The following is a 13332-nucleotide window of genomic DNA, read 5'->3' as shown; positions in this document are numbered from 1 at the left end:
TCCTCCCGTCGGGCCGAGGTCCCGCCTGCCTAGCCGCCGGCCCGCCAGCCGCGGGAAGACCGTCGGTCTCCGGAAACCTCGCCGTTTCCGGCTCCCGGCGAGCCGCCGATCGACCACTTGGAATGACGCAGCTTGAACCTGCAGCGGCCGTGCGCCGAATTCCCCCCGGTTGACGATGGCGGGCTGCTCGGGGTACCTTGTTCGATTCGTTTGACTCTGATCCGTCTTGGCTGGGCGATCCCCGGCCGCATCCGAGGGCCCCGGCCATGGCCGTTCCCAAGCGCAAGCATTCCAATTCCCGCACTGGCATGCGTCGTTCGCACGACGCTCTGAAGCGCAAACAGCTCCAATCGTGCCCCAAGTGCGGCACGGCCACGCCGTCCCACGTCGCTTGCAGCAACTGCGGCCACTACATGGGTCGGACGATGGTCGAGACAGAGGAGTAGGCTGGGCGAGAGGGGGGCTTTGGCGTTAGGAGTCGAGGGGCCAAGGCGATCGCGTCATCTCGTGAACGCGGCCGACCCTTCCCATTTCAAGACGCTTCCGGCCTCGTGGTTTGCTCCGTCGATCCCTGTCTCATTTCCCGCGGCCTCGTCCCCTGCGGCCTTCGCATGCCCACCGCCTTTCTTTTTCCCGGCCAGGGCGCCCAGTCGGTTGGGATGGGCGCTGAGCTTGCCGCCTCGTTGCCGGCGGCCAAGTCGCTGTTCGATCGCGCCGGCGAGATCCTGGGCTACGATCTCCTGGAACTCTGCACCAACGGCCCAGCCGAGTCGCTCGACGCGACCGATCACAGCCAGCCGGCGCTCTATGTCTGCAGCCTTGCGGCGCTGGAAAAGCTGCGGGGCGAGAACCCGGCCCTCGTGGACGGCGCCGCGATCGCCGCGGGGCTCTCGCTGGGCGAATACACCGCGCTGGCGTTCGCCGGGGCGCTCGATTTCGAGTCGGGCCTGCGACTGGTCCAGCAGCGCGGCAGCGCGATGCAGGCCGCGTCCGATCTGGCGCCCAGCGGCATGGTGAGCGTGCTGGGGTTCGAGCTGCCGCAGGTCCAGGAACTTTGCGACCAATGTCGCGAGGGCCAAGTGCTGCAGGTCGCCAACATGCTCTGCCCGGGCAACATCGTCGTCTCGGGGGACGATGACGCGTGCGCCCGGATCGCCGCCGCGGCCGAAGCGGCCGGGGCGATGAAGGTGATCCCGCTGGCGGTCGCGGGGGCATTTCACACGTCGCTGATGTCCCCGGCCCGGGAACGACTCGCCAAGGCGCTGGCGGACGTCGCGATTTCCAAGCCGCGAATTCCCGTCGTCTCGAACGTCGACGCCCGCCCCCACGACGACCCGACGGAGATCCGCCGCCTGCTCGAGGAGCAGCTCACCAACCCCGTGCGGTGGGAGGACTCGATGCGGTGGCTCATCGACGACTTCAAGGCGACCGAGTGCTACGAAATCGGCCCGGGCCGCGTGCTCAAGGGGCTGCTCAAACGCATCGACCGCAAGTTCCCGTGCGAAAACGTCTCGGCGTGAACCGACGGTTTACCATCCCAGGCAACCACGAAGGCACGAAGGAGAAGGATACGAAGCACGATACGGCAGTGGGGGAACGCAGATCTTCGCTCATCCAGAGTGAGCGAAGACGAGCGTCCATGAGCGTTCCTCGTGAGCTGCCGCCTCGTCGTGACGACGAAACCAGCTTCGCGTCTTTCGTCCCTTCGCGGTTGCCTCGTTCAAACCAATGATCCAAGAAAGACCCACGGCATGAGCGAAGCAGGCGAACGGCGGATCAAGGCGGACCTCTCCGGACAGGTGGCGCTGGTCACGGGCGCGTCGCGGGGCATTGGGCGGGAGATCGCGCTTGCCCTTGGCGCCAGCGGCGCCAAAGTGGCTTGCGTCGCCCGCAATGCGGCGAAGCTTGCCGAGGTCGTCGCCCAGATCAAGGCTGCCGGCGGCGAAGCGGGCGCCTTCGAGTGCGATGTCGCCGACAGCGCGGCCGTCGAACAGGTCTTTGAAGCGGTCGTCGCCGCTCACGAGCGGGTCGACATCGTCGTCAACAACGCGGGGATCACCCGCGACGGGCTCATCCCGCGGATGACGGACGAGGACTGGGACCAAGTGATCGCCACGAATCTGCGGTCGGTGTTCCTGCTGACCCGGGCCGCCACGCAGGTGATGATGCGGCAGAAAACCGGGCGGATCATCAACATTTCGAGCGTCTCGGGAATCATGGGCAATCCTGGGCAGGCGAACTACTCCGCCTCGAAAGCCGGAATCATCGGATTCACGCAAACCGTGGCCCGGGAGATGGCCAGCCGAAAGCGCAAGATCACCGTCAACGCGATCTGCCCCGGGTTCATCGCCACGGAAATGACCGACGCTCTCGGCCCGGCCCTCGACGAGCAGGTGAAGCTGCGGATCCCCGCCCAGCGGCTCGGCCAAGCGAGCGAGATTGCCGACGCGGTTCTCTACCTGGCGAGCGACTCGGCCAGCTACATGACCGGTCAAGTCCTCGTCGTCGACGGGGGCTTGACCGCCTGAAACGGCCTGACCGCTGCTGCAGCCCGGTCTCTCCGAGACCGGAATCGCGTCTCCGAGAGCCGCGACCACAGCGCCCAAACACGGCTCCTGGCGCCGACGGGGCGACCTGGACAGCCCCCCGGCGAGACGCTACAACTTGACCTCCTTCGCACAACCGCTCTATTTTAATGAGCTTCCGCATCCGTCGCGGTCCCTTGGGGCTCTTCGACGCCGCTGCGGGCGAAGTCCGCTGATTCCTGCCGGCCTGCGGCCGCTGACACATCCTGGGGTTCCAAGGAGGACCATATCGTGGCCTCAGTCCTTGAGCGCGTGACCGACATCGTTTCTGAGCAGCTTGGCGTCGACAAAGACAAGATCACGCCTGACACCTCGTTCGTGAACGACCTGGGCGCCGACTCGCTCGACACTGTCGAGTTGGTCATGGAGCTCGAAGAGGAGTTCGACATCAACATTCCCGACGACGCGGCGGAGAAGATTCAGACCGTCGGTCAGGCCGTGGAATTCATTGAGAAGAACTCCGGCAAGTAGCGATCCCCGCGTTCACTGCGAACGCCGCGCCACACGACTCGATCTCCCCACGGCGGCGCGAAAGTTTTCGCGCCGCCGTGTTTTTTTGGAACATTTTGCCGAACCGAGCGAACGCTGCGGAGATTGCGGGAACACCGAGGTCCGGCGAGATTTCGCGCTCCCCCGTCCTAGGCGACGACACCGTGCTCTTTGCGTCTCCGTAGTCGATTCACCGGCCGCCAATCCAGCCTCCCCATTGCATCATGAAGCGTCGCGTCGTCATTACTGGAACGGGCGTCGTCACCCCGCTGGGCAACAACGTCGCCGACCTGTGGAAGCGTTGTCTGGCGGGCGAGAGCGGCATCGGGCCGCTCGAATGCTTTGACACGTCCGACTACAAGGTGCACTTCGGCGGCGAGGTGCGCAATTGGTCGACCGACGGTTACGTCGAGGCCAAGGATGCGAAGCGCATCGACCGCTTCACGCAGTTCGCGCTGGTCGCCGCCATCGATGCGGTCGCTCAATCGGGGCTTGATTTCTCCAAGGAAGACCCCTTTCGCTGCGGGGCGATCGTCGGCTCGGGGATCGGCGGGCTCAACGAAATCGAAGAGCAGGAGCGGCGGCTGATCCTCAAGGGCCCCGACCGGGTCAGCGCCTTCACGATTCCCAAGCTCATGCTCAACGCGGCGAGCGGGCATATCTCGATCCGCTTCGGTTTGCGCGGTCCCAACTACGCCGTCGCCACCGCCTGCGCCAGCGCCACCAACGCCATGGGGGACGCCTTCAAAGCGATCCAGTACGACGACGCCGACGTGATGGTCACCGGCGGCGCCGAGGCCGCCGTGACGCCGATCGGTTTGTCGGGATTCATGAACATGAAGGCCCTCTCCGAACGCAACGACGATCCCCAACGGGCGAGCCGGCCGTTCGATTCCGACCGCGACGGATTTGTGCTGAGCGAGGGCGCCGGGATCCTGGTCTTCGAGGAGCTGGAGCACGCCCGCGCCCGCGGGGCGAACATCCTGGCCGAGGTGCTGGGCTACGGCGCCAGCGCCGACGCGGGGCACATCACCCAGCCTGACGCCGAGGGGACTGGCGCCGCCCGGGCCATGTCCGGGGCGCTCCGCGACGCCCGGCTCGACCCCACGGCGATTGACTACATCAACGCCCACGGCACGAGCACCCCGCTGGGGGACAAGGCCGAAACCGGGGCCGTGAAGCGAGTCTTCAACGGCCACGCCTACGAACTGAACGTGTCGAGCACGAAAAGCCAACTTGGCCACCTGCTGGGCGCCAGCGGCGGGGTCGAGCTTGTCCTGAGCGTGCTGGCGATCCGCGATCAGGTTTGCCCGCCGACGATCAATCTGCAAACCCCCGATCCCGACTGCGATCTCAATTACACCCCCAACGAGCCGCAACAGCGGAAGATCTCGCGGGTGATGAGCAACAGTTTCGGCTTCGGCGGGCACAACGCGTCGATCATCGCCGGAGCGATCGAGTAGCGCGGCGCCCCGTCGCCGCTAGCACCCGCCGCCGCCCTTGTCGGCGCTGCCTGGGCTTCCTATACTCCCGCCCCAATTTCGGGCCCCCGAGTTCTTGTGGGTAGGGAGTGCTGTTGATGCTCGTGCGCTGCGCTGTTTTCGTCGCGTCGCTAACGCTCGTCGCCGAGACCGTCTGGGGACAATCGTCGAGTTGGCGACCGCCGGCCGAGGGGCAGTTGGTCGCCGACGCGGCCAGCCGCTACGGCGAGGCGCCGACGAACACGCCCTATCAGGCGGCTCCTCAACAGCAGCCCGCGGCGCAACCGGCGGTTGCTCCAGGGACCGATCCGGCTCAGCCTCTGGCGCCGACGGCGACCCCGTCGGGTCCGCAGCCGACGCGGGCTCAGGTCACGGGCGGTCCCGCGAAGCTTCCCGACGAGCACGGCCAAGTGTGGCGCGAGTACGACATCACTCCGTATACGGTGCGGATGACTGGATCAGCTCAGCCCGAGCAGGCGATCGTCGACTGGATCTTGCGCGAAACCGGCTACGAGACTTGGCACACCACTCCCGTGGGGCTGTTGTCGGCCGATCGTAAGTCGCTGCGGGTTTACCACACGCCGCAGATGCACGGCGTGGTCGCCGACGTGGTCGACCGGTTCGTGAACAATCAGGCCGAGAGTCACGGCTTCGGGCTGCGAATCGTGACGCTGAAGTATCCCAATTGGCGGGCCCGGGCGCTGCCGCTGATGACGCCGATCTCGGTCCAGTCGCCGGGGGTGCAGGGTTGGATCATGGCTCGCGAAGATGCCGCCGTCCTCTTGGGCGAAATGCGCCGCCGGACCGATTTTCGCGAGCACAACATCCCGCACCAAGTGGTGCTGAACGGCCAGTCGCTTGTGATCTCGACGATGCAGCCCCGCTCGTACACCAAGGGGGTGCTCCGAACGCAGAACGCTTGGCCCGGCTATCAGCCCGAACTGGGGCAGCTCGACGAGGGATTCTCGTTGGAGTTCAGTCCGCTGTTGTCGCTCGACACCCGCACGACCGACGCGGTCGTCAAGCTGCGGCTTTGCCAGGTCGAGAAGATGATCCCCGTGCAACTCGAGGTCCCTTCGCCCGTGGCGCCGAATCAACGGGCCCAGATCGAAGTGCCGCAGATGACCATGGTCGAATTGCACGAGCGATTCCGCTGGCCGACCGACAGCGTGCTGCTGTTGTCGATGGGAGTGGTCGCCGCGCCCGGGCCCGACAAGCCGAACGTGGTGACCGACATGCTGCCGCTTCCCAAGACGGCCCCTCGCGCCGACGCGTTGTTGATGGTCGAAAGCACCGGCCCGGCCACAAGCGTCCAAGCGGCCCCCGGCGCCGCGTCCGCCCCGACGACGCCTGCCACGGCGTCGCGGCTGGAGCGGACGTTCCACGGGCGGTATTGAGCGTCGCGGCGGACCGGTCCGGTTTCCTCCGAGAAGTTTTCCGTGAGCGGCGGGCGCTAGCTCCCGAGGAACCATGAAAGGCGGTTCTTCGAGACTCGCCGTGTGCGGCGCCAGCGGCTCCTCTGACGCGAAGTCACGTTTCTTTACAGCCGCAGTTTCTTCGACCGCTTCGCGTGCCGTTTGAGTTTCCTCCACGCGCACCGAGCATAGGGCTCGTCCAGGCGCGCGATGCGGACTTGCCGCAGGTCGAGCGTCTGCACTTCGCCGACCGGGTCCTTCACGAGCACAAACGGCAGGCAGGCCGCCAGAACCTTCAGCGGCGTCTGCTGTTCGCTCGGAGGCAGGCAGTCCGTCCGGACGACTTCGGAGCGGGCGCCGTCCCACGCGGAGCCGCAGTTCCAAAGCCACGACGGCCATTGCACCGTGCAACTCAGCACGGCCACGAAGTCCCCGAGGCGCACGTCCTCTGGCGCCAGCGGCTTGGCAAGAGCCGGGCCGCGGCGAGTACGTTTCGGGCGGGTTTCGACGTGCGGTTCCATAGCCGGGGAGGAGGCGCCGGCCGCGACGGAGGTTCGCGGCGGCGGACAATCAAGGTGCGATTCACCCGAGAAGCTTGCTCGCACGCCGCAGAGGCCGCCCCCGTCGCGACCTAGTCCTGCCTTCCCGGGCGGGGTATCTTGGGCGGTTCGTGCTGTTGGATCGCCTGCCCTCTCCCTACGAACACTGCCATGTCCGCTGGTCGCCGCGTCGTCATCACCGGGCTGGGGGTCGTCTCGCCGCTGGGCAATTCCGCCGAAGCGCTGGCGACCGCGCTGGCAGCGGGGACGAGCGGCGTCGCCCCGCTGACGACAATCCCCCCGCTCGAAGGGCTTGTGACCTACGGAGGCGAGGCCCGCGAGTTCACCGGCGACATCGACAACTTCGGCGAACTCGACAAGGACATGAAGAAGTCGATCCGCAAGGCGCTCAAAATGATGTGCCGCGAATCGATGATGGCCGTCGCCGCGGCGCAGCAGGCGCTGGCGCGCTCGGCTCTGGTCGAGCGCGTCCCGGAGCGAGTCGGCGTCGTGTTCGGCAGCGACTACATGCTCAGCCCCCCCGACGACTTGCTCGCGGGGATGATCAAGTGCGGCGTCGCTGCCGGAGGGCTGGTCTACGAGCAGTGGGGGACCGAGGGCCTCAGGGAGATGAATCCCCTGTGGATGCTCAATTACCTGCCCAACATGCCCGCCAGCCACATTGCGATCTTCAACGACCTGCGCGGACCGAACAACTCGCTCACAATGCGGGAAGCGTCGGGGGTGTTGGCGATTCGCGAAGCGGCCCAGACGATCGAGCGCGGCCACGCCGATGCGATGCTGGCCGGCGCCACGGGGACGCGCATTCATTCGTTCAAGACGATCCATGCGACCCAGACCGAAGAACTGGCTGATCCCGCGTTGGACGCCGCCACGGCTTGCCGGCCGTTCGATCGCCGCCGCACCGGCATGGTCTGCGGCGAAGGCGCCGGCGCCGTGATGCTGGAAGAGCGCGAGGCCGCGCTCGCCCGCGGGGCGACGATCTACGGCGAGATCCTTGGCACCGGCAGCGCCGCGGTGGCCGACGCGAACTTGGTTGCGCGCAAGGCGGACGCCTTCGCCGCGGCAGGGCGGCAGGCGCTGGCCGACGCGGGGATCGACGGCGCTGCGCTGGGGCACGTGAACGCCCACGCCCTGGGCGATCGCGCAGGAGACGAGGCCGAGGCGACCGCGATCGGCCGGCTCCTGGGGACGGCTGCCGCGACCGCTCCGGTCGCCGCGGCCAAGAGCTATTTCGGCAACCTGGGCGCCGGCAGCGGAGTGGTCGAGCTCATCGCCAGCCTGCTGTCGTGGCCGGCCGGGTCGCTGTTCGGCACGCTCAATTTCACCGAGGCCGACCCGGCCTGCCCGGTGCGGGCGAGCCGCCATGGCGATCCGTGCGGCGAGACGTTTCTCAAACTCAGTGCAACGCCGCAGGGACAAGCCGCGGCGTTAGTCGTCGGCCGCGGCTGAGCAAGCCACAGCGAAACGCGACGCACTGCCCTCGCCGGCGTCAAGTGAGCCGTCGGTTGGTAGAAGCGTCGCGTGGGGCGTAAACAGCGTGCGCAGCCCGGTTTCGGCCGCTTGACACTCGCAATTTGCCCCGATAACCTAACCAGATTACCAATTGCACTAAGTGCCGTTGGTAAAAGAAGTTTCGCGACAAACGGGGCCTTCCGGCCTCGGTTTGCAGCAGTAGTGCATGACGCGAAGCGCGAGCCGGTCGCTCCGGCTTGGCGCTTGCGGTCTGCGCACCAGCCGCTCTCGCCGCAGGATGCGAAGAGTTTGCGAAACTAGAAGCCTGGATCGGACAATTCGGACAACTTGATTGGCCCGCGCGGCGGGCGAAATACGCCGCGAGAAAGCCCCGCCCATGAATGCCGCCGAAGTGTTGCGGATCGTCGACGCGATCCACCGCGACAAGAACATTGACAAAGAGATTGTCTTCGAGGGGATCGAGGCTGCGCTCGTCTCGGCGGCGAAGAAGCATTACGGCGAAGAGTCCGACATCCAGGTGATTATCGACCGCGCCAGCGGTCAGATCACCGCCTCCTGCGACGGCGAGCCGCTCGACTCGGAAGAGACCGTCGGGCGCATTGGCGCCCAGACCGCCAAGCAGGTGATGATCCAAAAGATTCGCGAAGCGGAACGCGACGCCCTGTTCGACGAATACACCGAGTTGATCGGCGAGATGATCAGCGGGGTCGTTCATCGGTACGACGGCGGCGCCGCGACCGTCACGCTGAGCAACGTCGAGGCGATCCTCCCGCGCAGCGAGCAAATTCCCGGCGAGACGCACCACGTCAACGAACGGGTGCGGTGCACCGTGTACGAGGTCCGCAAGAGCGGCAGCCGGGTGAAGGTGATTCTCAGCCGGGCCCATCCCGCGCTCGTGCAACGGCTGTTCGAGCAAGAGATTCCCGAAATCGCCGACGGGGTGATCGAGGTCCGGGCCCTGGCTCGCGAGCCAGGGTATCGTTCCAAGGTCGCCGTCAGCAGCAGCGACTCGCGCGTCGATTGCGTAGGGGCGTGCGTCGGCGTGCGGGGCAATCGCATCAAGAATATCGTCGACGAACTCGGGGGGGAGCGGATTGACATCGTCCGCTGGGACGACAACGTCGAAAACCTCATTCCCAACGCCCTGCAGCCGGCCGAGGTCGAGCAGGTCATCCTCTGCCGCATGATGGGCCGAGCGATCGTCCTAGTGCGCGAGGATCAATTGTCGTTGGCGATCGGTCGTCGCGGGCAGAACGTTCGGCTGGCGACCAAGCTTTCGGGCTGGGACATTGAGATTATGACCCAGGACGAACTGGCCGAGTCGATCGATCGCGCGGTCACGGGCTTCAGTTCGCTCGAGGGGATGACTGTTGAACTTGCCGAACGACTGGTGGAAGAAGGCTTCCTCAGCTACGACGACTTGGCGGTGATCGAACCTGACGCTCTGATGGCGATGGGGGGGCTGACCGAGGAGCAGGTCGATCTGATCGTCGAGCAGGCGGACTCCCGGGCCGAAGAGGCCGAGGCTGCGGCCGCGGAGGCTCGCCGGGCGAAGCGGGAGCAGGATCGGCTGGATGCGATCGAGGCGGAAATCGCCGCCCAGGAGGCGGCCGCTCGGGCCGCCCGCGGCGAACCCGAGCCGGACGAACAATCGGAAGAAGCCGCTCAATCGGACGGGGAATCCTCCCCGAGCGAGGGTGGGGACGAAGCGGCCGACAGGGAAGGGTCGTAAGCTACAGGAGCGTCGCCGTGCTGGCGCCGCAGCTTTTGGAGGACGCCTTTCATGGTGAGTTGATAATTACTGGTGTTGATCGCCGGCCGAGACGTCCCGCGGGGCGCAGCTCGCCGTAGGCCGGCGACATGGAGAGAACAACTTGGCGGTTCGAATTTATTCCCTCGCGAAGGATCTGAACGTCGACAGCAAAGAGCTGGTCGATATCTGCACGCAGATTGGCATCCGCGGCAAGGGCTCGGCATTGGCCAGCCTGAGCGACGACGAGGTGGCCAAGCTCAAGGATCACTTCAGCAAGCCGAGCGGCGGTTCCGCTCCGCGAAACGAACCTGGGGCCCCGCTGGCTCCCGAACGGCCGCGCGAGCGAGCCCGGGTCGGGAAGATGCCGGTGCTGAGCGCTCCTAAGCCGGCGACTCCGCCGCGCGCCGAGCCGTCGGAAGAGCCGGAGGAACCGGCGCCCGCCGCCGAGGCGGAATCCCCGGAGGTCGCGGAGACCCCTGCCGAGGCCGACGACGGTCCGCGATCGCCTGGTCCGCTGGCCGGCGTCATGCGCCGCGACGACTACATCGGCCCAGGCGGCGCCATGGGCAGGCCCCCCGTGTTGTCGGAACCGAAGCCGACGAGCCGACCGGCCAAGCCCTCGGGGAGCGGGCCGCGGGCTCGTCCCGCGATCAAGCTCGCGCCGCTTCCGAGCGTCGAGCCGCCGACCCCTGCCGCCCGCAGCAACGAGCCGCCGGCGCAGAAACCGGACATGAAGCTCCCGGCCGACGCCCTGCGGGCGAGCAAGGCGGGTTCAAAGCCGTTGGCCGCCCACCTGCGGCGTCACGAGGATGCCCTCGACAAGGCGAAGCAGGAACGCGAGGCCGAGGCTAAGGACGCGTCCCGCGGCAAGAAGGGCAAGGGAACGGTCAAAGCCAAAGAAGACGGAACCCCCATGCTCGGCGGGCGCGAACAGCGCCAGCTTAATCGGCGTCGCACGGGAGGCCGCAGCGGCGAGGATGAATCCGGTTCGTCCCGGCCGTCGCGTCGGCTGAGCCGCACCCGCCGCAGCGGCGTCAGCACCGCAGCCCCGCGCAAGGACCGCGTCACGCTGGAGCTTCCCTGTACGGTGCGCGACCTCTCCGAGGCCGCCGGCGTCCCCGCGGCCCAAATTCTGCGTCTCCTGATGCAGGAAGGGGTCATGACGACGATCACCGCTCAGATCGACCCCGAGTTGACCGAGTTCATCGTCGCCGAGTTGGGCGCCAACGTGGACTTCGTCGAGGCGAAGTCGCTTGAAGACGAGATGCTCGATGCGATCCGCGAGCAGGTCGACGCGGATTCCGATTTGCTGCCGCGGCCGCCGGTCATCACGTTCCTCGGCCATGTCGACCACGGCAAGACTTCGCTGTTGGACCGGATCATCGGCATCAATGTGGTCAGCGGCGAGAGCGGCGGCATCACGCAGCACATCCGCGCCTATCAGATCGACAAGGGCGGTCGGAAGATCTCCTTCGTCGACACCCCGGGCCACGAAGCGTTCACCGAAATGCGGGCGCGCGGCGCCAACGTCACCGACATCGCGGTGCTGGTCGTCGCCGCCGACGACGGCATCATGCCCCAGACCGAGGAAGCGATCAGCCACGCCCGCGCGGCCGAGGTGCCGATCGTCGTTGCGCTCAACAAATGCGACCTGCCGGGAGCCGATTTCGACCGCATCTACCAGCAGCTCGCCGCCGCCGATTTGCTCCCCAGCGAGTGGGGGGGCGAGACGGAAGTCGTGAAGACCAGCGCCCTGAAGGGGGACGGGATCGACGACCTGCTCGAGACGCTGCTCACCGTCGCGGAACTGCACGAGTACGAAGCGAACCCGAATCGGGCGGCCATCGGCACCTGCTTGGAAGCCCAGTTGGACGCCGATCGCGGCGTCATGGCCAAGTGCATCGTCGGCAACGGCACGCTGCGGGTGGGCGACGTGGTCGTCTGCGGCGACTCCTACGGTCGCGTCAAGGCGCTCTACGACACGCTCGACGGACGGACGCGTCACGAGTCGGCCGGGCCGAGCATGCCGGTGACGATTTCCGGGTTCGACGTGGCGCCAATCGCCGGCGAGCACTTCTACGTGATCGACGACATCGCCCAGGCCCGCCAGATTGCCGAAGATCGGGCTCACGCGCTCCGCAGCCGCGCCCTTGGCTCCGGCCCTGAGCACGTCACGCTCGAAAACCTGTTCGAGCGACTCGAAGGCGCCGCCGAGGTGCAGACGCTCAATGTCATCCTGCGGGCCGACGTCCGCGGTTCGATCGAGGCGATTCAGAAGGAACTCAGCAAGCTCGAACACCCCGAGGTCAAGATCCGCATCCTGCAGGCCACGGTCGGCGGGATCAGCGAGGCGGACGTCACGCTCGCCGATGCGTCGGACGCGATCATCATCGGTTTCAACGTCGTGCCGGACGAGAAGGCCCGCTCGCTGGCCGACAAACGGGGCGTGCAGATTCGCCGGTACGAGATCATTTACAAGATCACCGAAGACTTGAAGGCGGCCCTCGAAGGAATGCTCAGGCCCGAGCAGCGCGAGGTCGACCTCGGCCGGGCCCTGGTGCAGCAGTTGTTCAAGATCAGTCGGGTCGGCACTGTGGCCGGGTGCCGCGTGCTGGCCGGCACGGTCGAGCGGAACGCTCGGGCTCGGGTCATCCGCGACAACACGGTCGTGGGAGACTATCCGATCGACACCCTGCGGCGCGAGAAGGACGACACCAAGGAAGTCCGCGAAGGCCTGGAGTGCGGCATCAAGCTCTCCGGTTTCAACGACCTGAAGGAGGCCGACATTCTCGAGGTCTACCGCATGGAAGAGGTTGGCCGCAAGTTCGACGATTGAACGCCGGGTCGGCATGTCGGGACGATGGGGCCGTGGGACGTCAGGACGATGTGCAGGGCGGCGATGAGCCGCTGAGATCGTGACGCAAGTCTTCCGTGACGCACATTCCCTTTTTCCGACCGACAACGCCGACCGCATCGCTCCGCAAACCGCTTCCGCCCACGCTCCCTTTCCGCCTCGCCTGTCTCCCTTCGGCCTTCATTCATGTCCTCCCGCCGCACTCTCAAAGCCGCCGAGGCGATTCGCGAGGTGGTCAGCATGGCCATCTTGACCGATTTACGCGATCCGCGGATCGCGGGGGTCACGGTGACGTCGGTCGAGGTTTCAGGGGACATGCGCCAAGCCAAGGTCAACGTGTCGGTCATGGGGAGCGAGCAAGCTCAGCAGTTGTGCCTGCACGGCCTCAACAGCGCCGCGGGTTACCTGCAGCAGAAAGTGGCGGCGCGGATCGACACTCGCTACACCCCCAAGCTGCTGTTTGTGCTCGATATGGGGGTCAAACGGTCGATCGAAATCGCTCGCCTGCTGGGGGACGTGCTGCCAAGCGACGACCCGCTCGTCGCGGCCGAGGACGACGATGTTGATACCGACGCCGAGGACGACGACGCCGACGAGGAGACGCCTCCCGACGACAGTTGGACCGACGCCGACTATTTCGACGACGATGACGAGGAAGGCGAGGACTCGATCCTCCGAGACTAGGCTCCGAGACTAGGAACGACTCGACAAGACAGGGC

At 66.5% G+C, this 13332-nt stretch carries 11 protein-coding genes; 10 read left to right on the top strand and 1 reads right to left on the bottom strand.

Annotated elements, in window-relative coordinates; translation table 11 throughout:
* Positions 1–266 precede the first annotated feature (266 nt).
* The 6 genes from rpmF (at position 267) to KF688_13620 (ending at position 5952) form a co-directional block, all read left to right on the top strand.
* A complete protein-coding gene (gene rpmF / locus KF688_13645) occupies positions 267–446 on the top strand; it encodes a 50S ribosomal protein L32 (protein MBX3426718.1) in 180 nt (59 codons plus the stop codon).
* 165 nt (positions 447–611) lie between these two features.
* Positions 612–1520 (top strand): ACP S-malonyltransferase, encoded by a 909-nt coding sequence (fabD, locus tag KF688_13640; protein ID MBX3426717.1) that lies wholly within the window; start codon positions 612–614, stop codon positions 1518–1520.
* A gap of 231 nt (positions 1521–1751) precedes the next feature.
* A complete protein-coding gene (gene fabG / locus KF688_13635; protein MBX3426716.1) occupies positions 1752–2528 on the top strand; it encodes a 3-oxoacyl-[acyl-carrier-protein] reductase in 777 nt (258 codons plus the stop codon).
* A 288-nt stretch (positions 2529–2816) separates the two neighbouring features.
* The gene (locus tag KF688_13630; protein MBX3426715.1) at positions 2817–3056 is read left to right on the top strand and encodes an acyl carrier protein; all 240 of its coding nucleotides are present in this window, start codon (positions 2817–2819) and stop codon (positions 3054–3056) included.
* A 242-nt stretch (positions 3057–3298) separates the two neighbouring features.
* The gene (fabF, locus tag KF688_13625; GenBank protein MBX3426714.1) at positions 3299–4537 is read left to right on the top strand and encodes a beta-ketoacyl-ACP synthase II; all 1239 of its coding nucleotides are present in this window, start codon (positions 3299–3301) and stop codon (positions 4535–4537) included.
* Between the two features lie 116 nt (positions 4538–4653).
* Positions 4654–5952, top strand: a complete 1299-nt coding sequence (locus KF688_13620; protein MBX3426713.1) for a hypothetical protein — start codon at positions 4654–4656, stop codon at positions 5950–5952.
* Positions 5953–6095: 143 nt separating this feature from the next.
* Here the strand turns inward: KF688_13620 and KF688_13615 are convergent, their stop codons facing one another.
* Entirely contained in the window at positions 6096–6491 is a 396-nt protein-coding gene (locus KF688_13615) for a hypothetical protein (GenBank protein MBX3426712.1), read from the bottom strand.
* A 189-nt stretch (positions 6492–6680) separates the two neighbouring features.
* On the opposite strand from KF688_13615, the gene KF688_13610 reads away from it, so the two are divergent.
* From KF688_13610 to rbfA, 4 genes are all read left to right on the top strand, one after another.
* Positions 6681–7982: a beta-ketoacyl-[acyl-carrier-protein] synthase family protein gene (locus tag KF688_13610; GenBank protein ID MBX3426711.1), complete on the top strand. Its 1302-nt coding sequence runs from the start codon at positions 6681–6683 to the stop codon at positions 7980–7982.
* A 400-nt stretch (positions 7983–8382) separates the two neighbouring features.
* Complete coding sequence (gene nusA, locus KF688_13605) at positions 8383–9738, top strand: transcription termination factor NusA (GenBank protein MBX3426710.1); 1356 nt, start codon at positions 8383–8385, stop codon at positions 9736–9738.
* Positions 9739–9880: 142 nt separating this feature from the next.
* A complete protein-coding gene (gene infB, locus KF688_13600) occupies positions 9881–12595 on the top strand; it encodes a translation initiation factor IF-2 (protein ID MBX3426709.1) in 2715 nt (904 codons plus the stop codon).
* A gap of 204 nt (positions 12596–12799) precedes the next feature.
* Entirely contained in the window at positions 12800–13297 is a 498-nt protein-coding gene (gene rbfA, locus KF688_13595) for a 30S ribosome-binding factor RbfA (protein MBX3426708.1), read from the top strand.
* Positions 13298–13332: the final 35 nt, after the last annotated feature.

This window comes from Pirellulales bacterium, from assembly GCA_019636345.1.
GTDB lineage: Bacteria > Planctomycetota > Planctomycetia > Pirellulales > Lacipirellulaceae.
The sequence above is the reverse complement of the archived record's forward strand: the minus strand, read 5'-3'. Positions and strand labels throughout refer to the sequence as shown.